The sequence below is a fragment of the Streptomyces sp. NPDC054813 genome (genome assembly GCF_053611365.1).
In genome coordinates this window covers 119,132-139,191 of record NZ_JBSHAF010000027.1, presented here as the reverse complement: position 1 = coordinate 139,191, position 20,060 = coordinate 119,132, and the positions used below count along the sequence as shown (strand labels likewise).

Below are 20,060 nucleotides of genomic sequence, written 5' to 3'. Positions count from 1 at the left end.
TGCGGTAGGACGGAGCGCACGTCCGTTCAGGCTTGTCCGGAGTGGTGGCCTGCCCGCAGACTCGTCGTCATCCACTCTCCGACGTCCGTGTCGGCATCCGTTCTCGGGTGTCGACGCGTTCGTCGTGCTGTCTCGTCGTGGGACGGGTGCAGGTGGGGGTGAGGGAACGGAGGGGGATCGATGGATCAGGACATGGTCATGCGGGCGAGGGTCCAGTTGCTCAGTGCCAACCGGCGGGTGGTGCGCGGCACCGAGGGGGTGCGGATCTACCGCCTGCTGACCCAGGTCGAGCCGGAGGTGTACGGATCGAAGCTGGCGTACGTGCTGGTGGAGGCCAGCGCGTCACCGCTGGTTCGGGAGCTGCCCGAGCAGCAGCTGGCACTGCTGGACGAGGCAGAGGCAGTGGCGACGGCCCTGGGTGCCGTGAACCCCTACCGGGCCAAGGTGCGGGCGAAGGCGCTTGCCGCCAGGCGGGAACTCGAAGGGCGGCAGACACAAGGACTGTGAGACAGGTGCCGTTGCGCCACAAGCACCCCTGCGGGCTGTACTAAGAGCTCAGGCGCCTGCGGCCGGCAGCGAGGGTCGCGCGATACGGGAGGCGCAACTTGGCTGGTCGTCCCGTACGACCGTGACTTCGACTCCGTCTGTGGCGACGTCCGCCAGGACCTCGATGTAGATGCGGCAACCCGGTCCACGGTGGCCGGAGACCCGGGTTGGGGACGTCCCCCGCCCGCCTTCGCTCGCGGGGGCTGCGAGAGGGCTACACCCCCCCCCCCCCGGCGGGCGCCCCTCCCCAACCCGGGTCTCCGGCCACACGCCCTCAGAACGCTGACAGCTGCTTCCACCAGCAGGTGGTGCAGTTCGCTGTTCTCGGGCGGAAAGGACGGCGCCGCGGCCGCGGCGCCCAGCCACCGGGCCTGGGAGCCTTCGGCGCCGTCCGCAGTGCAGTACGGCTCGACGATGAGCTCCCGCCCCAAACGATCGGAGGATTCCCCTCCCCCGCAGTGAGAACGGTCAGGGGCCTGGCACAGCCGGGGCCCGCAGAAGACCCGCCGGTGATGCTGTTCCTCCCGCGCGAAACCCGCCGGTCTCGACGGCGACACATACGAAGCGCAGCGCGAAAAGTGACGCAAGGCGGCCGCAGCCTTCCAGGCCGCGGTGACTGATTACGTGGGGCGCGACGGCGTGACCATGTCGCGGCACCAGTTGGAGCAGACCGTGAAGCGCGCGGTACGGCACGCCGAGGAAGACCCGGCCGAGTAGCACAGGTCAGCGCATCGACAGTCGGTAGTCGTCGACCAACGGAGGCACCCGGAAGCCGCCCGCGAACTGCAGCCGGTGCAGGCCGACGGACACCCCGCTCTGATCATCCGTCCGGGTGGAGAGACCGAGAGCGTCCTGACCGTACACATCGACAACAGCCTCGTCACTGGACTCCAAGCCGTACGCAACCCCGAGAAACTGTGCCGCATCGACCGTGAGACCGTCATGAGCCGGTCAGCCTGAAAGACACACTCGCCTCCCCGGCAGTCAGGGAACCAAGGACCTGGGTGAACGGGCAAGGCGGCGACCGGTGCCGGCGGTGAGACGGTCGGTCAGCCGTCCTGCCGGTCGACACGATAGAGGTAGTGGGTCCGGTCATCGCCCGGGTTGTCCGGCTCCAGGTTCCCCACCCCGACCCGGCTCAGCCCCGCTCGTTCGAGCGCCCGCCACGAACGACGATTGGCTGCCACCACCGGGACGAGAACACACGGGGCGGCCGGGTGTTCGGCCCAGGTTCGCGAGACGACGGAACGGATGACGGCCGTGCCAATGCCCTGCCCGGTCTGGCGGGGATCACCGATCAGGTAGTCGATGGTCATAGCGCCGTCAGGAACGGGAACGAGGGCCGCCAACTCGGCCAAGTACTCGGGGTAGTCGCGCAGGCGTGCCCGCTGCACGAGACCCACCGGCCGACCGTAGAGCAGGGCGAGGAGATCCTCCGAAGGCTCCTCGCCGCGCACCGCGGGGCCGAAATCGCGTACCACCGCTTCCGCCGTGGTCTCGTGATTCCACCAACGCTTCACGTGGGGTTGCTGGAGCCACTTTCGCAGCAGAGGAAAGTCCTGTTCCTCGATTCGACGCCATGTGATCTCCATGAGACCGCTCCAGGGTTGCTCTCGATTCTCCGCAGGCCAAGTGCCTTGGGGACCCTGCCCGTCGACTTCACCGACCCAAGCGCGCCATGCACAGGATCGGAATGCTCAGTCCCGAGCGGTGCGGTCAAGTGGCCGAATTCCAGGGCCGATTTCCGGGCTGACCAGCCGCCAGCGACTCCCGCGAACTGTCGACGCGGAGATCCGCCGCGTCGATCCAGGAGATCGTCACCACCCGACCAGGTGCCATGTCCACCGCCTCCGCCGCCAGCAGCGCCCAGTCGCGGCAAGAGGCGACACACCCGGACCAGGGGCGGTCACGGTCCACGGTCCAGTCGATGCCCGGCCCGCGGACGCCGCGACGTCCGCCGTCGAACGTGACCTCCCAGACCTGGAAGTACAGCACCGCCTGCCCGTGGTCGGCGAGGTCCCGGATCACCTCTGGCAGATGTTCCACCGGCCAGAGACCCTTCGGTGCGCCGCCCGTGTCGCACAGCGCAGCGGACCGCCGCGGGAGGACGGTCTCGCGGGCACCCAGTTCGGTGAGCGCCCAGCGCAGCCCCTCGCCCTCACTGTCGTCGAGCGCCTCCCCGCGCCGCAGGAACGCGTCGTACGTCTGCCACAGGCGTGGTACGGCACGCTGGACGCCCAGGTCGGCCAGGGCCTCGGCGGCCCACTGCCGGACGGTCGCGCTCTCGCTGCCCAGCATGCCGATCAAGGTGTCGGCGGGGCGCGAGTCGCCCAGCGCGGTGAACACCTCCACGGCGCACAACTGCCCGAACGGATTGAGCGCCGGAGCCGCCGCGATCAGCGGCTCCAGCACCTGTGGCCCCAGGGCGATGAGTGTGTGCTGCGCCTCCTCGGCCACCTCGGTTGACTCCGCGTCCAGTTGGGCCACCGTACGGGCGATCTCGTCCTCCATGCGCGCCAGTCTGACCCGTACGACACACCCGGCGCCGCCCGATTTCCGCCCGCATCGCGGAGACGGAAGAACCAGCCGGGTACCTGGCGCACGCGGTAAGGACGTCAATTGACATCGGACATAGGCACGTTCACATCCCCCTCCACGGAGCGCCCGCCCTCCCCCGTCCCGTCGGCTGGGCCCCCTGCCGGGAACCCTCGCACGGACCGCTTTCCTTCCCGAGGCCACGTGACCTCTTCGGTGCCACCGCCCATGACTTCCCCAAGCACCGGACCTACCAGGGAGCGCTGAACCGGCCAACGATGAACCGGCGGATCGAGGACTTCATCACCTGGGCATCTGATCTGGCCGTCCGATCCGGCCGCCCCCACGAAGTGGTCCCTGAAGACCCGCACGGCGCCGTCGGCACCGAGCGGTTCCGTCGCACCCTGGCCAGGCACATCGCGCGGCGTCCCGGCGGGCTCAACGCGTACTCCAGGGCCGCCGCCACGGCGCTGCCCATCCACGCAGCCGGGCTGCCCACCACCTTCGAGGACACCGTGACCAGCAGTTGCTGCCAGCGCCGCCGCACTCGTTGAGTCCACCGCCGCCACCGAGACCCAACTGCGCGCTGGTCGCGGCGCAGGCGGCACCTGATCCCGGCGGCTCCCAGCGCGAGCTTGGCGTCGGCGCCCCGGGTCCCGGATGCCCGTTCATGCGGGTCAGACCGGGCGCCCGCCGCCTCGGCCGCCCTCGCCCTGCTGGTGCCAGTCGACCCCTCCGACGTGCTGTGATGAGCCTCACCGCAAACATGAGGCCCCCCTCGAGTACGCTGAGCAACGTCGAACATGAGGGCCCCCTCCGGATGATCCTCACAGTTCGGCACCGGCCGATCCGGATTCCCCGGATCACCGACAGGACGGCCGCCCGGTGAACGGAATCGCGGCACATCACAAGGAGATGACCATGAACAAGTGGATCAAGCGCGTCTCGACCGCTGTCGCTTCTACGGCGCTGGCAGGCGGAGCCCTTCTCGGAGTCAGCGGCACGGCGTCAGCGGCGACGACCTCGGCGCCCGGGGAGCACACGCAGTCCGCGATCACCGCCTTCGCCACCAGCGGCGACCGCGCGGACCGATACCAGAGCGCCCACCACGAGGCACAGGACGACCGCTGGGGCGCACCCCGCGGCTGGTACACGAACGACGACCGCCAGGGCCACTACGGGGAAGAGCGCTGGAACGGTAGCCACGCGTACGTCTGGGACGGGTACCGCTGGAACGGTAGCCACGTGTACGTCTGGGACGGGTACCGCTGGAACGAGGCGACCACGTACCGCGTCAGCGCCGAGCGCTGGCAGCTGGACCAGGTCGCGTGGTACGCGAACCAGCGCTGATGCGGCCGCAGGCCGGCACGGTCGGTTTGACCGGCCGCAACGACGTGGCTTTGGGTTGCGCCGTTGCGACTCGTCAAACCGACCGCTCGCCGAGCCGAAATCGAGCTCGAGCCGGTGAAATCGCCCCCCGGCCGAACAGGGACAACACGCGGGAACCGGGTGGGCTGCCCCCGTCCACCGGCGCTACTGGTTGCGCCGGCGGTACCGCCACTCCCGCGCCTCGAAGCACGCGGGGAGCGATCGCAGTGCCGGGCGAGCGGGAACGAGGAAGTGAGGAACAGTGAGATCGGTCAGAACCGTGGCACACAAGCTGACCGTGCAGCTCGTCTTGTCGCACGACCTGTCGGTGTCGATACGTGCAGCACTGCAGTACGACGCGGATGATCCCTATGCGGTGCGTGCCGTCTTCCACACCCCGGACCAGAGCGGAACGGTCGAGTGGCTCCTCAGTCGCGACATGCTGGCTCAGGCTCTGAGCGAGCACACCGGGCACGGAGACGTGCACATGTGGCCGACCGGCCGCTCGGGACGCGATGTGGTGAGCATGGTTCTTCGTTCTCCTGCGGGATCGGCCCTGCTCGAGTTCCCCGCACAGGGCGTGGAATCCTTCCTGCGCGAAACGTGGTCCGTGGTACCGCCGGGGACCGAATCCAGCCGACTCGACCTGGACGCCAAGCTGGCACAGCTGATGGCGGAAAACTGAACGCCACCCCCTGAACAGTGACGCCCCTCGCAGAACTGAGGGCCCGGATGCCGACCGCGGCACCGGGCCCGCCGCATGCCCCGCTCTATGCCGCGTCACCCAACGTTGTATGTCCCGTTGCCCGACGTCGGTCAGCCGCGGCTCATGCCTCCTCGCGGCACTCGCGGCACTCCTCTTCGGGACACTCGAGAGTGCTGAGGGTCTGGTCGACCTGCCGGGCGGTCAGCGGAGGCTCCGGCAGCTCATGGGCACACTGGGCACGGAACCCGTCGAGCAGCAGGTGCAGGTGGCGGCGCCAGGCGTTGGGGGCGACAGCACGGGTGGCCTGGATGATCCCCATCTGGGACCAGATCACGAAAGCGATGTCCTCCGGAGTGACATCGTCACGCAGGACGCCCTGCTCCTGGGCGTTGCGGAAGATCTGAGCAAGCCGTTCCTTCGAACGCTCGAACATTCCCCTGCCGAGCGCATGGACCGGCAGGCGAGCCGAGACCAGGTCATTGAAGGCGCGGTCACAGGCCTGCAGTTCACAGAACTTTTCCAGGTAGTGGCAGAACCCTTCCCACGCGTCGTCCATGGCCACAGCCTCTTCAGCCGCGGCCAGCAGATCCGTGAACTTCGCAGTGAAAAGCTCTTCGACCAGGTCGAGCCGGCTGGGGAAGTGACGGTAGACCGTGCCGATCGCGACGCCCGCCTCGCGGGCAACACCCTCCAGGGAAGCGTCCAGCCCCTGCTCGGCGAAGGCCTTGCGGGCAGCGGCCACGATCGCATCCCTGTTGCGCTGCGCATCACGGCGCAGCGCCTTGGCCGGCGCCTGAGGCGCGGGCAGGACGTGCTGGTGACTCATGCGTCCAGGCTAACATGAGGGGCCCCTCGAATTAGGTTGTGATCTTACTCACGGTCCGGACGGAACGTGGTCCAGAAGCACGCACGCAGGCGCACCGAAGACGACGAGACTCCGGCACGGGCCACTAGCTAGGGACCGTCTTCAAACGGATCTTGCCTAGAGCAGGAATGACGCGAGGCTGACCGCTGCTTCGCAGGAGGTGGCGGGCTTGTCGTACCGGGTGGCGATTCCGCGGAAGCCCTTGAGGCGGTTGAAGCAGCGTTCCACCATGTTGCGTTGTCGGTAGACCTGTTGGTCGAATGCCCGTGGCCGTCCGCCCCGACGGCCGAGGTTGTGCCGGTGTTGTCGCTGGTCGGCTTTCTCCGGGATGGTGTGTGCGATGCCGCGTCGGCGCAGGTAGGCGCGGAAGCCGCGGGAGCTGTAGGCCTTGTCCGCGATGACCTGGTCGGGCCTGCAGCGTGGTCGGCCGGGGCCGAACCGAACCCAGGCCGCCCCATCCCACCTGCGAAATCAGGATGAAAAACCTCAATGAGGATCTGCCATCTTGAATTCGCTGGTCACGGGGCTGGTGTGTGTGGTGGGTTGTGTACTCGCGCTGGTCGGGGGCGATTGTCTGGCGTCAAGATCGTCTGTCAGCGCGCGATCTCGATGTTGGTCAGTACGAGCAGGGCGCGAAGGAGCGTGGTGGCGTGACGGACGTGCAGGCGGAGCTTGGTGAGGATGCGCCAGTTCTTCAGGTGGGCCATCCCAAGACCGCCGTCAAGTACCGTGCACGCCGCGCACCCGGACAAGGCGCTGCCCCGGAGCCGCTGACCGGGCGCACCGCCCCCACCCCGCAGTGGAAGACATCGATCATGCCCTCGGCCTGTCACTTCCGGAGCCGACGCACGCCACGCTCACCTCGGAGCCTGTCCTCCTTCCGGATCACGAACCCAACGTATGGCCAGGGTTGCTTGGCGCCGCCCGTTGCCCACGTCCAACACCGAAGTGCGGGGCCTGGATTCGCGGCGGTTCCATGACCGGTGGGCTTCGGTGTCACTGTCAGGTTGTTCGGGCTGCGGCGGTATCGCGAAGGAGTCCGGCGAAGGTGAGGGCGGCGGGGGTGAGCGAGTGGTCGGCCATGCGAACGAGGAGGATGCGGCGGATGGGGGCCGGCGGCTGGAGGGGCAGGGCGTTGATGCCGGGTCGGATGCCCTCCAGGGCCAGGGTGGGGGCGAGGGCGACGCCGATGCCGGCGGCGACCATGGCCTGGGCTTCCTGGTAGTCGTGGGCCTCGTAGGCGATGTGGGGCTCGAAGCCGACGGCGCGGCAGCCGCGGACGAGGGCTTCGGCCACCGGGTGATGGTCGGCGCGGGTGATCCAGGGGTCGTCTGCGAAGTCGGCGAGTGAGGCGGCGTTACGGCCGGCGAGTGGATGGTGGCCGCTGATGAGAAGGGCCGGCGGGTCATCGAGGAGTGGGGTGACGACGATGTCCTCCCGGTCGATTCGGCTCCAGTCGTAGTCCCACATCAGCGACATTTCGATCTCCCGGTTCTCCAGCATCGTCCAGAGTCCGGCGATGCGGGCGCTGCGGACGGTCAGCCGTACGTCGGGGTGGGCGTCGCGGAAGGCGATCACGGCCTGCGGGAGGAGCGAGGCGCCGACGGTGGGGAAGGTGCCGATGCGCAGCGTGCCTGCGCGCAGGCCGGCGTAGTCGGCGAGTTCGTTTTCCGCGGCCTGCAGTTCGCGTTCGATCCGTTGCCCTCGTTCGGCCAGCGCCCGTCCGGCGTCAGTGAGGGTGACACCCCGGGCGTGGCGTTCCAGCAGGGGCTGGCCTGCCTCTGTTTCCAGGCGGCTGATCTGCTGCGATACCGCTGACGGGGTGTAGTTGAGGGCGCGGGCTGTCGCGGTCACCGAGCCGCGCCGGGCGACCTCCGTGAACAGCAGGATCCGCCGGACGTCGAGCATGCCGCCACCTCCAGCGTTCACTTCACCTTAATAGCCATGCAGATTTCCGAGATTGTACTTCACGCTGCCGTAACCCACCGTGGAGGACACCACGCACGGCGAGACCGCCGGTGGACTTCCCCTTCCATGGCTGTGAGGAGTCAGTTGTGCTGCGTCTGCAGGGCGAGATGATCCGCGGAGGAACCAGCAAGTGCTGGATCTTCGACCACCGCGACGTGGCCGCCACGGGCGTGGACGTCGATGCCCTCCTGCTCGCCGCCTTCAACGCCGCCGACCCCCGTCAGATCGACGGCGTGGGCGGCGCCTCCTCCACCACCTCCAAGGCCGCCGTCGTACAGGCGTCGACCCAACCCGGTGTGGATGTCGAGTACGCCTTCGCCCAGGTCGGAATCGGCGACGAGCGCGTGGAGTGGGCCAGCAACTGCGGCAACTGCGCCACCGCCGTGGCCCTGTACGCCGTCCACCACGATCTCGTGCCGATCGCGTCGGACACCACCACCGTCCGCATGCTCAACATCAACACCGGGGCCCGCCTCACCGGCACGATCCCCACCCCCTCGGGCGTGGCCCCGGAGGAGGGCACGGCCGTGGTGCCGGGTACCTCGGCGCCGGGCGTGCCGGTCCTGCTCGGGTTTCAGGACCCGGCGGGCTCGACGACCGGCCGCGCTCTGCCGACCGGCCGGGCACTGGACGAGCTGACCGGCCCGGACGGCCCCGTCGAGGCATCCCTGGTCGACGCCGGCGCGCCGGCCGCTTTGTTCGAGGCCAAGGCGTTCGGCCTCGACGGCACGGAATCCCTCACCGCGTTCGCCACCGCAGTGCCCTCGCTGACACTGCTGCGCCGCCAGGCAGCGCTGGCCATGGGCCTGGCCCACGAGGGCGATCCGGCCAGCCACGCGGTGCCGAAAGTGGGCATCGTCGCCCGCCCCGCCCCCTATCGCACCACACAGGGCACCCTCGTCAACCAGGACGAGTACGACCTGGCCGTGCGCATGGTCTCCATGCACGCGCCGCACCCGGCGATCGGCCTGACCTCCGCCGTGGCCCTGGCCACGGCAGCCGCCACCCCTGGCACCCTCGCCCACCGCGTCGCCCGGCAGACCGCCGACGGCACGCTGCGCCTGGGCACCCCCGCCGGCGTGGTCACCACCCAAGCCGTCCCCGCACCGGACAGCGCGTCCCCCACGGTGCTGCTGCACCGCGCCGCCCGGCGTATCGCCCGAGCCGAACTCCTCGTTCCCGTCCTGGAAGGACGCCCCGCATGAGCCGCAACGACGCCGCCCCGGGTACCGTCACCGCACCACCAGGCCGCATCCGCCGGATGCTGTCCCACCTGTACGTCCAGTGCCTGATCGCCGTCCTCCTCGGCGCCGCCGTGGGCGGGCTGTGGCCGTCCGTCGGCTCCGACCTCAAGCCGCTCGGCGACGGCTTCATCGCGCTGGTGAAGATGTTCATCGCGCCGATCATCTTCTGCACGGTCGTCCACGGCATCGCCTCCATGGGCAACGCCCGCGCGGTCGGCCGCGTGAGCCTGAAGGCTCTGGTCTACTTCGAGGTGCTGACCACCGTGGCCATGGTGATCGGCCTGGTCGTCGTCAACCTCGTCCAGCCGGGCAGCGGTCTGCACATCGACCTCTCGACCCTGTCCGCCAAGGGCCTGCCGCCGGAGGCGACCACGGCCCACGAGGGCTTCGCCGCGTTCCTCCTTGCCATCATCCCGGCCACCCTGGTCAGCGCCCTGACCGGCAACGAGATCCTGCCGGTGCTGCTGGTGTCGGTGCTGTTCGGCTTCGGCCTGCACGCCAGCGGAGAGGCCGGCCTGAGCATCGCCCGGGGCGTTGAGAAGTTCTCCACGGTCCTGTTCACGCTCATCCGCTGGATCATGCGGCTGGCCCCCATCGGCGCGTTCGGCTCGATGGCCTTCACCATCGGCCACTACGGCCTGGGCACCCTGCGCCACCTGGCCCTCCTGGTCGGCTCGTTCTGGCTCACCGCCCTCCTTTTCGTCCTGGTCGTCCTCGGGACCGTGATGCGCCTGAACGGACTGCGGCTGCTGCCCTTCCTGCGCTACATCAAGGAAGAACTGCTGATCGTCCTGGGCACCTCCTCCACCGAGCCCGTCCTGCCGCGCATGATGGCCAAGCTCCAGCACGCGGGGGCCTCGAAACCGGTCGTCGGCATCACGCTGCCCGCCGGGTACTCCTTCAACCTCGACGGCACCGCCATCTACCTGACCATGGGCTCGGTCTTCCTCGCCCAGGCCCTCGGTATCCACCTCAGCCTCACCCAGCAGCTGGCCATGCTCGCCGTCATGCTGCTCACCTCCAAGGGCGCCGCAGGCGTCACCGGCTCCGGCTTCATCGCCCTGGCCGCCACCCTCAGCGCCGTCCCGCACGTCCCCGTCGCCGCCCTCGCGCTGATCTTCGGCGTCGACCGGTTCATGTCCGAAGCCCGCGCCCTGACCAGCCTGGTCGGCAACGGCGTCGCCACCCTGGCCGTCGCCCGCTGGGAGGGCGAACTCGACGAGGACCGCGCCAGAGCCGTCCTGCGCGGCGACATTCCCTACACCCCTGCCTCCGCTCCCTCTGCGGTGACAGTCGAGCCCGATCCGAAGCAGACGCCCGCACCCGAGGCGATGCCCGAACCAACCCGCGACCCGGTCCCCGCCGCAAGCTGATATTGCGTGGGCGGGCCGGCCCAGAGCAGATGCTCCGGGCCGGCCCGCCCACGTCTCAACAGGACGTCGTACTCGCCGTCCGGGCTGGTCAGGAACGTCTGGCCCTCCGGTACGCCCAGTCTTCAAGTCCGGCGAACGCCGCGCAGAACTCCCGCGGAGTCTGCCGTTTCGGTGACCAGGGATCCGCGGATTTCCCGGCGTGAGCGAGGTACCTGTCCGTACGATCCGGCGGGAGGTGCGTCAGGTGGCCAGGGATACGGAACCGGACCTTCATGGGCTGATCACGGCCCGCAGGGCCGAACTGGAACTGCAGGCAGAGAAGTTGAGCCAGCAGCTTCAAGAGGTGCGCGACGAGCTCGAGGAACTCACCGTCGCCGAGCGGGTCGCGCGTCGGCTGGCCGAGCAGCTGCACGCCGAAACGAGGACGACGCCTGGGGGTGCCAGCCAGGCCGCGGGCCGCGCGGTGCTGCTGGTGCCGTAGCGCGAGCGCAACACAGACGAGACGGTACTGCCTGTGGACTACCAGCGGATCATGGACGTGGTGCGACGGGCGGATACGCCAGTCATGGTCAAGCAGGTCTGCGGTGAGCTGGGGATGTCCGAAGAGCCGGCCCGCTCGGAGGCGATGCGCTCGAAGCTGAACCGGCTGGCCGAGCGGGGCTGGCTGCGCAAGCTGGCCGACGGGAAGTTCACCACCACGCTGTGAGTGTGGTCCAGCAACGGCATACAGCCCGGGCTGTAACGCCGATGCCCCCGGCGGCAGTTGATAGATCATGCCAAAGAAAACCAGCCCCGCCGGGGACACTGAGACGGTTGTCTACCAGTCCAGTCTGCAGCTGTCCACGGCCACCCTGACCTTCCTCGGCGACCTGCTCCGCGGCCATCTGAAGAAGATCCGCTCCCGGTGGCACAAGCTGCCTGCCGGGAAGATCGCCACGATCGTCCTCGCAGTTCTCCGCCATGACCAGCGGCTTGCCGACATGGCGGGCGGCAACCACATCTCCGCCACGACGGTACGTCGTTGGGTCCTGGAAGTGATCGAACTGCTTGCCGCTCGGGCCCAGCGCCTGGAGCGCGCGCTGAAGAAAGTCATCCGAACGGGTGGCCACGTCGTTCCTGATCGACGGCACTCTGATCCGCACCCGGCGGCGCACAGGAGCGGACAACCGCCGCAACTACGGCGGGAAACACAAAGCCCACGGCCTGCTCTTCCTCGCCCTCACCGATCACAAGGGCCGGCTGCTGTGGCTGTCCGCGGCCCGCCCGGGACGCTCCTCGGAGATCACCACCGCCCGTTACAACAAGCTCGTCGAGCGCCTGCGGGCCGTCGAGCTGGGTGCCATCGGTGACCTCGGCTTCGTCGGCCTGGACGACGACCCGGACAACCCCGTGGTCATCACCGGCTACAAAGCCGTCCGCACCAAGCCACTCATCCCTGCGAAGAAGCAGGTCAATAAGCTGATCGCGTCTGCCCGCGCGGTCTGCGAGCACGCCTTCGCGCACCTGAAGAACTGGCGCATCCTCACCAAGCTCCGCCTGCACGTCCGTCACGCCACCACGCTCCTTCGCGCCCTGCTCGTACTGACCAACGTCGAGATCGCGCGCTGACAGACGATCTTGACGCCAGACAATCGCCCCCGACCAGCGCGAGTACACAACCCACCACACACACCAGCCCCGTGACCAGCGAATTCAAGATGGTGGATGTTCAATGTGAGCTCGAGCGCCGAGGAGGTCCAGCCTTATCCCATCCGGCTGGTGAACTGGTTCATGTCGAAATAGTCGCGCCAGGCGTTGATCTTGCCGTCAGTGACCTCGAAGGTCCCCATGACCGGCAGTTCGAACGATTTGTCAGGGAGCTTGAAGACGTCCACCCGCTCGGTCATCACGATCGGTCCGTTGGCTGCGATGTTGATGACGCGGAACTCGATGTGCTCAATGCCTGGCGGGCCAGGGCGGATGAACGAGGTGATGGTGTTGGCGATGGCCTCCCGGCCGGTGATCGGCGCCAGCGGGATGTTGTGGTAGACGGCGTCGTCGGTGAAAAATGCTGCCAGTTCGGCGGCCCCAGTGTTGTCCGACCACGCCGCGCAAAACCTGCGCACTACCTCGATTGGGCTCTCCATCTGGCTCCTCCCGCGGTTGATCAGTGCACTGCGATAGGCCGCTAAGCGGTGAGGATGAGCTTTTCGTGCGCTGTGCCCACTTCGAGGAGGGCGTGCGCCTGCGCGGCGTCCCGCATCGGCAGCAGCCGCTGGGCACGCAGGCGGAGTTGCCCGGAAACGAGTAGTGGCATGGTCTGTTCGACCGCGTCGGGGGCGCGGTCCGGGGTGGGGGCGGAGAGGGCGACGCCGAAGTCGGCCGCGTGCTCGTCCGCGAGGGTGATCACGCGCGCGGGGCCGCCCGCCAGTTCGACAGCGTCGCGCAGACTGCCCTTGCCTCCGGCATCGAAGACGGCGTCCACCTTGCCGACGTACGCGCGCATCTGCGCAAGGAGCGCCGATCCGTAGCGGACCGGGATCGCGCCGAGATCCTTGGCGAACTGCTCGTCGCTCGGCCCGGTGGCGCTGAAGACTGTGAGGCCCTGGGATACGGCCAGCTGGGTGGCGATCACACCGACCGAGCCTCCGCCGCCGAGGACGAGCAGGGTCTCGCCGGAAGTGACGCCGAGTTGACGCAGGACGCCGACGGCGGCTTCGGCCGAGGCGGGCAGCGCTGCGGCGTTGGCCCAGCTGACGGTCGCCGGCTTGACGGTCCAGGCCGAGGCGAGGGCGTATTCGCCGTACCCGCCGAGCGTGGGCAGCTGGGCGGCGACCTCGTCACCCAGCGACACGCCAGTCACGCCCGGGCCGAGGGCGTCGACGGTGCCGGCGGCCTCGAAGCCGAGAACGGCGGGGTCGGGCAGTGGGAAGACCTCTCGAAGTCACCGCGCCGGATCTTCAGGTCGGTCGGGCCGACTCCCGCCGCGTGTACGCGCATCCTGATCTGACCGGGTCCGGGTGCGGGCAGGGCGACTTCCGACCACACGAGCGTCTCGGGCGATCCGTATCCGGTGAGCACTGCTGCGTACGGCATGGATACCTCCTGCTCCTGGCGATCCGCGCGAGATGATGTGGGAGCGGCACGCCTCGACGGTGGTGCTAGACAGAAAGCATAGGTGATATGTCACGCAATGCCAACGGCGGCGCGCCGGTGCCCGAGGGCGGGTGGCTCGACGGCGAACAGCAACGGGCCTGGCTGGCGTACATCCAGGTTCAGCTGCGGCTGACCTACGAGATGAATCGCCAGCTGCAGTCCGACAGCGACCTGTCCCTGCCGGACTACGACGTCCTGACGGCCCTGAGCGTCGCCGACGGCGGCCCGATGCCGATCACGGTGCTGGCCGCGCAGATCGGCTGGGAGCGCAGCCGGGTCTCACACCACGTACGGCGGATGACCAAGCGGGAACTGGTGAGCTGCAGCCTGTCTGCGAACGACCGGCGCGTGACCGAGGTGAGTCTGACCCAACACGGCCGGAAGGTGCTCGAGGCCGCGGCTCTGGGACACGTGGAACTCGTGCGTCGCCTGTTCTTCGACGGCTTGCCGCACGAGCTTGTCGGGCCGCTCAGCCAGGCGCTGGAGAGCGTCTACGCGAACATAATCGCGCAGGGCACACTGCCGCCGCCGGTGGACTGGCACCCGCCCGGGGCGAGTGACCGGCGGCGGGCGGCGGGCTTGACTTAAGCTCATCGGCCCCTGACGCCCTGCCACGCCGGGGCGGCGGCGTCAGCGGCCGCCCTGCGGCCGCGACCTCCGCGCCGCCAGGAACACCAGCGCGCCGCCCGCCACCAGCAGGGCGGCGGTGCCCGCCCGCAGCAGGACTCCGTCCGCGCCCGTGGCGGCGAGCCCGCCGCCAGTCGTCGTCCCGCTCCCGGTTCCCGCCCCGGAGCCGGACGGGCTCGCGCTGGCCGTGGCCGACGGGGACGCGGAGGCGCTGGGCGACGGGCTGGACGTCGCCGAGCCGGTGGCCTTCACCGCGATCGCCGCGGTGTCGTTCGCCGCGTCGTCGTCACGATTGGGGTACTCGGGGTTCTCCACCGCCCGCACGCTGCCCCGCGCGCCGGGGACGACCCGGTCGATCCGCACCGTGAACTCCTGGGTCACGGAGTCGCCCGGCCGGAAGTCCGTGCTGCCGATGTCGCAGGTGTAGCTCTTCGCGCCGGCCTTACCCGGTGTGCAGTTCCACAGCGGCCCGGGGTCGCCCTGCTCGCCGGGACCGGGGGCGCCGGTGATGGTGGTACCGGCGGGCGGGGTCACCACGAACGTGCCGGAGTTGTCGGCGTCCATCCACTGGAAGTCCATCCGGCCCGGCCCGTTGTTCCGCACGCCCACGGTGACGCTCACCGTCTCGCCGACCTTGCCCTCGACCGTGTCACCGAGCGCCTGGTAGTCGGCGTGCTGGGTGGTGGCGAAGGTGCCGTACCCGGAGCCGGTGAATCCGGAGCCGGAGGCGGCGGACTTCAGGCCGAGCGGCGCGCCGGTGCCGGTCTCGGGGAAGTCGGACGGGTCGAAGGAGGCGGGCGCGGTGCCGCCGACCGGCCACACGACGTAGGTGTTGTAGCCGTACATCGTGTCCTTGGAGGCGGTGTAGCGCAGCGGCGCGTCCGTCTCGTAGGCCGCGCCGGCCGCGACCGGGGTGTCGAACCGGCACCAGGCGCCGACGTCGGGCCGGTCCGAGTAGTGGCAGTTGGAGTGGTCACGGGCGAGAGAGACGCCTTCTGAGTCCTGCACCAGCAACATGACGCCCTTGCCGGCGGGGGCTGTGCCGGTGTTGGCGAAGGCCGGGGTGCGCTCGAAGACGGCGCCGGGCGCGATGCCCTTCAGCGCCGGGTAGGGCCGGCGGACGAGCCTCGGCCCGCCGACCAGGACGTCCGTCTTCCCCGTCACGGTGGCCGCGTCGGAGGCGGTGGCGGTGTAGGTGATGGCACCGGTGTCGCCCGCCTTGGCGGCCGCGGTGGGCTTCAGGAAGAACGGGTCGATCGACTCCCTGCCCGACAGCGGGCCCACGTCGCACCTCACCTTCAGGGTGCCGGTGCTCACGCAGTCCCCCGTGACCACCATCGTCGCCTTCCCGGCGAGGGACGACGCGTCGACCGCGACCGAGACGTCATGGGCGTCCCCGCCCGAGGCGGTGATGCCGAGGTCCAGGTTCGGGCCCTCGCCCTCGGTGGGGAGGTAGTAGTTCTCCTGGGCGTCCAGGACGAGCGTCGTTCCGGCGGCGTGCGCGGCCGGGGTCGCGACCGCCATAGCGGCGGTCGCGAAAGCGGCAGCCGCCGCTGTCCGCCATGTTCTGCGTATCTTCAGCACACTACGTGGACACGCCAGAACACCGGAAGGTTGCGCCCGAGCGTCCGTCAGCTGACGGACGGGTTGCGCTCCGGGAACCTCTCCAGAGCACCCGAACCAGCGACAGCCGACGGCCAGAAGTTCACCGGGAATCTGCACAGACCAGCGCGGGATCCCCACAGGCCAGAGGCCGCGTTTTGACCTGCGTGTTCCTGGGTGGCTTGCCGGTGTTCCCCGTCGCTCCCCGCACGTTTCTGCTCGCGGCTGAGTTCGCACGCACCCATCAGCCGGCCCAACTACCAGCTCCCGTCGGGACTGGCCGACACACTGTCACCTTCACTGCGAGCCCCGGACCAGAGCGTCTCACCATCCTGACGAAGGCCAGCTCAGAAGGCACCGCTCTCGCAATGATCGATGAGACGAGCGTTCGGCGCCGGCCTCAGCCCTTCCGGGACGCCCCACCTTGCTTGCTTTGAGCCGCACTCCGGACCGTCACCCCGCAGGTCAGCCTCCCTGTCTCTGCAAGATCTAATGAGACGGGACACCTGCCACTGGCCCCTGCTGGGTGGGTACGCATGGACCTTCTGCCGTCACGATCAGTGTTCGTCGTAGAGATGGTGAAGTTGTCAAGGGCCTGGGGTGGTCAGCTGCTTCGCTTGACCTGTTGCGCTCAGCCGCTCCGCGGCGGACGTTCCGCTCAGTGGCAGCCGCTGTGTGATCCGGTCGAACAAGTCCGTCAGCGGCTCACTGATGTCCTGGCCGAACTCGGTCAGCCCGTAGGTGACTTGGGGCGGCGTCGTCGGCTCGACCTCCCGCCAGACCAGGCCGTCCTGGACCAGTGCGCGCAGTGTCTGAGCGAGCATCTTCTCGCTGATGCCCTGGATGCTGTCACGCAGCTCGTAAAACCGAAGGTCATTGCTCCGCAAGGAGATCAGCACCCAGATACCCCACCTGCTGGTCACATGGCCGACCACGTCGCGCGCAGGGCAGTCGGTGTGAAACACCTCATATCGATTGCCCGCCTCGGCCTGCGTCAGCTGCGCGCCTTCCCCCATGTCCGGAGCTTACCTCTGGGTATGTTCTTACGGAAAGTAAGCCCGCCTCCTAGCGTCAATTGCCGTAGTGCACAACGGACTAGGAGCTGAACATGATCGTGGTGACCGGGGCTACCGGGAATGTGGGCCGGCCTTTGACGCAAAGCTTGGCCGAGGCGGGCGAGCGGGTGACAGCGGTGTCGCGGCACGCGGCGGCGGTTCCGGACGGGGTCCGGCACGTGCCGGCTGACTTGGCCGAGCCGCAGGGCCTCACTCCCGCGTTGGACGGGGCGAAGGCGCTGTTCCTCCTGCTGTCCGGCGAACTGCACACCCCCGAAGCCCGGCCGACCGACATCATCGACCTGGCCGCGGCCAGCGGGGTCGGCCGGATCGTCCTGCTGTCTTCGCAGGGCGTGGCGACCAGGCCGCTCGGCCCGTCGCGGATCGCGATGCGCGCAGTGGAGGACGCGTTGAGAGCGTCCGGCCTGGACTGGGCCGTCCTGCGACCTGGCGGCTTCGCCTCCAACGCCTTGGCCTGGGCGGAGTCCGTCCGCACGCAGGGGATGGTCGCCGCACCCTTCGGCGACGTCGGGGTTCCGATCGTCGACCCGGCGGACATCGCCGAAGTCGCGGCGGCCTGCCTCCTAGACAACCGGCACACCGGCGGAGTCTTCGAGCTGACCGGCCCCGAGGTGATCACGCCGCGTCAGCAGACGGAGGCCATCGCCGCCTCGCTCGGCTCGCCGGTGCGGTTCCACGAACTCACCCGCGAGGAGGCCAAGGCCGCAATGACCCAGTTCGTGCCGCCGGAGCTCGCCGACGACACCCTGGACATCATCTCCGCCCCGAACCCCGCCGAACTGCGGATCAGTTTGGACGTGGAACGAGTGCTCGGCCGCGCCCCGAGCCCCTTCAACGACTGGGTCACCCGTAGCATCGCCGCTTTTCGCTGAGGCACAACTCAGTTGAAGCGCGCGGGCAGCTTCGTGCGACTACGGCCACACGGGGCGACCCGTAGCTCCTCCTCCCGCCACCAGCCAGAGCTCAAGGGCCGGAGTGACCTGACGGAGTCCTACTGGTGTCCGGCGCCAGAGATCCCTTGGCGGAAGCGGGCGAGGGAGTCGAGGATCCCTTCGACTGTTTCAGTCCAGGTAAACGGGGTCGAGTTCTCGTTCCACCGCCTTGGCCCAGACACAGATCTCGGCTTCCAGGAAGAGGGGCGATGTCCTGAGGACGGCCTTCCGCCTACCCCTCGTGCCGACCCGGGGAATTCGGACGCAAGCGTGAGACTGGCTGGTTTGGACACGGCGTGAGACACCGGGTCCAGCCACAGGTCACAGCCTCTATATAGGACACGAACCGCGAGATCCGACAGTCATCTTGTAGGGTCTCAAAAGCCTTGGCAGAATCTCACGGCAGTTGGCAGATGGATGGCAGAAATGCCACTGCCATGAGACTTCTGAACTTGAATTCGTGATGTCGGCGGCGTCGCGGAGCCTGTTGGGTGCCGGTTGAGGACGGCTTTGGCGATGACGGTCGTGCGGTTGGGGCTGATGCGGGATCTGCGGAAGATCTGCCAGGACTTCAGTCGTGCCGGCCGCGTTCGACGGGCGCCCGTGCCTGGACGAGAGCGTGGTTGACGGTGCGCTGGGTGGGGGTGAGGTCACCGCCGGGTGGGCGTCTGAGGCCGGTGGTGCCCCAGGGGCCGGCGCCGGTGTAGGCGCGGTCCGCGAGGATCGGGACGCCTTGTCGCTCGCAGATCCGGATGATGCGGTGAGTGCGGGCCACGGTCAGGTCATGGGTGCGGCCCGGCAGCGCGGGCGAGATCCACAGCACCTCGCCGACGGGATCGGTGACGACCTGGACGTTCACACCGTGACGGCGGTGCTTGGCCGAGTAGTCAGCGCGGCTGTCGCCGACGCGGTCGCACTCGGCGAGGGTCCCGTCGAGCAGGACGAAGTCCGGATCCTGCTCACGCAGCACCTTGAGGAGGCCCGGTACGCGGTCGGCGAGCAGGCCGGTCACCGCGGTGACACAGGCGTGTGCGGTGCCTACGGATATCCCGAAGCCGGCCGCGATGCGGGCGAGAGTGTCACTGCCCTCGCGCTGTGAACACGGACAGTGACATCTGGTCATTTGGGTCACGCCGTCTTCCAACCGGCCGAAGTCCGCGGGACCCTCCCTGGGCGCCCAACGCGAACTCGGTCTCACGACATGAGCACGCATCACGCCTGCCGCTTCGAGCGAGGCGAACCTATTTCTCGAATTCGCGAACGGAAGGGCGTAGGCCCGCTACATGTAATTTCTCTGTAGCGGGCCTACGGTTTTCTACACCGACCTGTCCTGGCGATGTCCTCAGATCGACAGGCGCGCCGCGATGCCGTCGAGGACGGAGTCCAGACCGGCCTCGAACTGCCACTGCTGATCGTCCTTGCGCCGGGCCTCGCCGATGTAGCGCGCGTACATCGGGAAACGGCCGGTGCTCATGAGCCAGGCCATTTGCGAGGCCAGTCCCGCGCGGGCCTCCTCGCGAGTGGACCAGCCGCGGACGCGCAGCATCTGCGTCAGCGCGACCTCCGAGTCCACTGCGCCGTGCACATAGGCGGTGAGGGTGTTGTAGACCGCCATGGCGGTGTCCGCGTCGAGCCCGAGGCCGTCGAGCGCGGCCAGGACGGCCTCGGGCACGGCCAGCTGGTTCGGGGTCGGCGCGCACCACGTCGCCCGCGTCACCCACGAGTGCCGCAGCAGGACCTCCCTTGTCCGCAGGGCGACGGACCGCATGGTCGCGCGCCAGCCCTCCGTGCCGTCGGGCAGCTCCAGCTCCGCGTATACGAAGTCGACCATCAGCTCGAGGAGCTCGTCCTTGCCGGTGACGTAGCGGTACGCGGCCATGGGAGCGACGCCGAGTTCGGTGGCCAGGCGACGCATGGTGACCGCGTCGAGTCCCTCCGCGTCGGCGACGGCGACGGCAGCCTTGGCGATCCGCAGGGGGGTGAGGGTGGTGCGGGGGGCGGGCGTCGGCCGTTCGAGGCGTTCCCACACGGAGACGCGGTCCTTGTCCTCGCTCGCTGCTTGTCTCTCCTGGGCGGCCATCGC

Annotated in this window: 23 protein-coding genes and 2 pseudogenes; 11 read left to right on the top strand and 14 right to left on the bottom strand. The window is 68.9% G+C overall.

Going from position 1 to position 20,060, the window contains the following annotated elements; genetic code table 11:
* Window positions 1-180: 180 nt before the first annotated feature.
* Window positions 181-507 (top strand): hypothetical protein, encoded by a 327-nt coding sequence (locus tag ACWGJB_RS40265; protein ID WP_453384982.1) that lies wholly within the window; start codon window positions 181-183, stop codon window positions 505-507.
* 762 nt (window positions 508-1,269) lie between these two features.
* Here ACWGJB_RS40265 and ACWGJB_RS40260 read toward each other — a convergent pair.
* The 3 genes from ACWGJB_RS40260 to ACWGJB_RS40250 form a co-directional block, all read right to left on the bottom strand.
* A complete protein-coding gene (locus ACWGJB_RS40260) occupies window positions 1,270-1,440 on the bottom strand; it encodes a hypothetical protein (RefSeq protein ID WP_453384981.1) in 171 nt (56 codons plus the stop codon).
* 155 nt (window positions 1,441-1,595) lie between these two features.
* The gene (locus ACWGJB_RS40255) at window positions 1,596-2,138 is read right to left on the bottom strand and encodes a GNAT family N-acetyltransferase (protein WP_453384980.1); all 543 of its coding nucleotides are present in this window, start codon (window positions 2,136-2,138) and stop codon (window positions 1,596-1,598) included.
* Window positions 2,139-2,262: 124 nt separating this feature from the next.
* On the bottom strand, window positions 2,263-3,057 hold the full coding sequence (locus ACWGJB_RS40250) for a HEAT repeat domain-containing protein (RefSeq protein WP_453384979.1): 795 nt from the start codon (window positions 3,055-3,057) through the stop codon (window positions 2,263-2,265).
* Between the two features lie 302 nt (window positions 3,058-3,359).
* Between ACWGJB_RS40250 and ACWGJB_RS40245 the strand changes: the two genes are divergently transcribed.
* The 3 genes from ACWGJB_RS40245 to ACWGJB_RS40235 all read left to right on the top strand — a co-directional run bounded on the left by ACWGJB_RS40245 (window position 3,360) and on the right by ACWGJB_RS40235 (window position 5,134).
* Window positions 3,360-3,635 (top strand): hypothetical protein, encoded by a 276-nt coding sequence (locus tag ACWGJB_RS40245; protein ID WP_453384978.1) that lies wholly within the window; start codon window positions 3,360-3,362, stop codon window positions 3,633-3,635.
* Between the two features lie 367 nt (window positions 3,636-4,002).
* Complete coding sequence (locus tag ACWGJB_RS40240) at window positions 4,003-4,431, top strand: hypothetical protein (protein ID WP_453384977.1); 429 nt, start codon at window positions 4,003-4,005, stop codon at window positions 4,429-4,431.
* Between the two features lie 298 nt (window positions 4,432-4,729).
* Window positions 4,730-5,134 (top strand): SsgA family sporulation/cell division regulator, encoded by a 405-nt coding sequence (locus ACWGJB_RS40235; protein WP_453384976.1) that lies wholly within the window; start codon window positions 4,730-4,732, stop codon window positions 5,132-5,134.
* A 142-nt stretch (window positions 5,135-5,276) separates the two neighbouring features.
* On the opposite strand, the gene ACWGJB_RS40230 is transcribed toward ACWGJB_RS40235, so the two are convergent.
* From ACWGJB_RS40230 to ACWGJB_RS40220, 3 genes and pseudogenes are all read right to left on the bottom strand, one after another.
* A complete protein-coding gene (locus ACWGJB_RS40230; RefSeq protein WP_453384975.1) occupies window positions 5,277-5,981 on the bottom strand; it encodes a TetR/AcrR family transcriptional regulator in 705 nt (234 codons plus the stop codon).
* Between the two features lie 156 nt (window positions 5,982-6,137).
* Window positions 6,138-6,461 (bottom strand): annotated as a pseudogene (locus ACWGJB_RS40225) (transposase); the annotation flags it as partial.
* Between the two features lie 561 nt (window positions 6,462-7,022).
* Entirely contained in the window at window positions 7,023-7,928 is a 906-nt protein-coding gene (locus tag ACWGJB_RS40220) for a LysR family transcriptional regulator (RefSeq protein ID WP_453384997.1), read from the bottom strand.
* Between the two features lie 146 nt (window positions 7,929-8,074).
* Here ACWGJB_RS40220 and ACWGJB_RS40215 point away from each other — a divergent pair, with 146 nt between their 5' ends.
* The 4 genes from ACWGJB_RS40215 to ACWGJB_RS40200 all read left to right on the top strand — a co-directional run bounded on the left by ACWGJB_RS40215 (window position 8,075) and on the right by ACWGJB_RS40200 (window position 11,311).
* Window positions 8,075-9,193, top strand: a complete 1,119-nt coding sequence (locus ACWGJB_RS40215; protein ID WP_453384974.1) for a PrpF domain-containing protein — start codon at window positions 8,075-8,077, stop codon at window positions 9,191-9,193.
* On the top strand, window positions 9,190-10,605 hold the full coding sequence (locus ACWGJB_RS40210) for a dicarboxylate/amino acid:cation symporter (RefSeq protein ID WP_453384973.1): 1,416 nt from the start codon (window positions 9,190-9,192) through the stop codon (window positions 10,603-10,605). Before ACWGJB_RS40215 ends, ACWGJB_RS40210 begins: the two co-directional genes overlap by 4 nt.
* Before the next feature lie 199 nt (window positions 10,606-10,804).
* Window positions 10,805-11,086, top strand: coding sequence for a hypothetical protein (locus tag ACWGJB_RS40205; protein WP_453384972.1), 282 nt, complete (start codon window positions 10,805-10,807; stop codon window positions 11,084-11,086).
* A 33-nt stretch (window positions 11,087-11,119) separates the two neighbouring features.
* Window positions 11,120-11,311 carry a winged-helix domain-containing protein gene (locus tag ACWGJB_RS40200; protein ID WP_453384971.1) on the top strand — a complete coding sequence of 64 codons (192 nt, stop codon included), beginning with the start codon at window positions 11,120-11,122 and terminating at the stop codon, window positions 11,309-11,311.
* Here the strand turns inward: ACWGJB_RS40200 and ACWGJB_RS40195 are convergent.
* A complete protein-coding gene (locus ACWGJB_RS40195; protein WP_453384970.1) occupies window positions 11,295-11,714 on the bottom strand; it encodes a hypothetical protein in 420 nt (139 codons plus the stop codon). The two genes, ACWGJB_RS40200 and ACWGJB_RS40195, sit on opposite strands and share 17 nt — an antisense overlap.
* Here ACWGJB_RS40195 and ACWGJB_RS40190 point away from each other — a divergent pair.
* A complete protein-coding gene (locus ACWGJB_RS40190) occupies window positions 11,707-12,213 on the top strand; it encodes a transposase family protein (protein WP_453384969.1) in 507 nt (168 codons plus the stop codon). The two genes, ACWGJB_RS40195 and ACWGJB_RS40190, sit on opposite strands and share 8 nt — an antisense overlap.
* A 134-nt stretch (window positions 12,214-12,347) precedes the next feature.
* Here ACWGJB_RS40190 and ACWGJB_RS40185 read toward each other — a convergent pair whose 3' ends face one another.
* Genes ACWGJB_RS40185 through ACWGJB_RS40175 form a run of 3 tightly spaced genes read right to left on the bottom strand, consistent with a single transcriptional unit; the run spans window position 12,348 to window position 13,680 of the window.
* Complete coding sequence (locus ACWGJB_RS40185; protein ID WP_453384968.1) at window positions 12,348-12,731, bottom strand: limonene-1,2-epoxide hydrolase family protein; 384 nt, start codon at window positions 12,729-12,731, stop codon at window positions 12,348-12,350.
* Between the two features lie 41 nt (window positions 12,732-12,772).
* A complete protein-coding gene (locus tag ACWGJB_RS40180; RefSeq protein WP_453384967.1) occupies window positions 12,773-13,447 on the bottom strand; it encodes a zinc-binding dehydrogenase in 675 nt (224 codons plus the stop codon).
* Window positions 13,444-13,680, bottom strand: coding sequence for a hypothetical protein (locus ACWGJB_RS40175; protein ID WP_453384966.1), 237 nt, complete (start codon window positions 13,678-13,680; stop codon window positions 13,444-13,446). Before ACWGJB_RS40175 ends, ACWGJB_RS40180 begins: the two co-directional genes overlap by 4 nt.
* 87 nt (window positions 13,681-13,767) lie before the next feature.
* Here ACWGJB_RS40175 and ACWGJB_RS40170 point away from each other — a divergent pair, with 87 nt between their 5' ends.
* Window positions 13,768-14,328, top strand: coding sequence for a MarR family winged helix-turn-helix transcriptional regulator (locus ACWGJB_RS40170; protein ID WP_453384965.1), 561 nt, complete (start codon window positions 13,768-13,770; stop codon window positions 14,326-14,328).
* Window positions 14,329-14,370: 42 nt separating this feature from the next.
* Here ACWGJB_RS40170 and ACWGJB_RS40165 read toward each other — a convergent pair whose 3' ends face one another.
* Both ACWGJB_RS40165 and ACWGJB_RS40160 read right to left on the bottom strand, forming a co-directional pair.
* Window positions 14,371-15,891 (bottom strand): hypothetical protein, encoded by a 1,521-nt coding sequence (locus ACWGJB_RS40165; RefSeq protein WP_453384964.1) that lies wholly within the window; start codon window positions 15,889-15,891, stop codon window positions 14,371-14,373.
* 665 nt (window positions 15,892-16,556) lie between these two features.
* On the bottom strand, window positions 16,557-16,985 hold the full coding sequence (locus ACWGJB_RS40160; protein ID WP_453384963.1) for a winged helix-turn-helix transcriptional regulator: 429 nt from the start codon (window positions 16,983-16,985) through the stop codon (window positions 16,557-16,559).
* A gap of 92 nt (window positions 16,986-17,077) precedes the next feature.
* On the opposite strand from ACWGJB_RS40160, the gene ACWGJB_RS40155 reads away from it, so the two are divergent.
* Window positions 17,078-17,917 carry an SDR family oxidoreductase gene (locus tag ACWGJB_RS40155; protein ID WP_453384962.1) on the top strand — a complete coding sequence of 280 codons (840 nt, stop codon included), beginning with the start codon at window positions 17,078-17,080 and terminating at the stop codon, window positions 17,915-17,917.
* A gap of 560 nt (window positions 17,918-18,477) precedes the next feature.
* Here ACWGJB_RS40155 and ACWGJB_RS40150 read toward each other — a convergent pair.
* Window positions 18,478-19,094: pseudogene (locus ACWGJB_RS40150) on the bottom strand (transposase family protein); the annotation flags it as partial.
* Between the two features lie 225 nt (window positions 19,095-19,319).
* Window positions 19,320-20,057 (bottom strand): TetR/AcrR family transcriptional regulator, encoded by a 738-nt coding sequence (locus ACWGJB_RS40145; protein ID WP_453384961.1) that lies wholly within the window; start codon window positions 20,055-20,057, stop codon window positions 19,320-19,322.
* Window positions 20,058-20,060 lie beyond the last annotated feature (3 nt).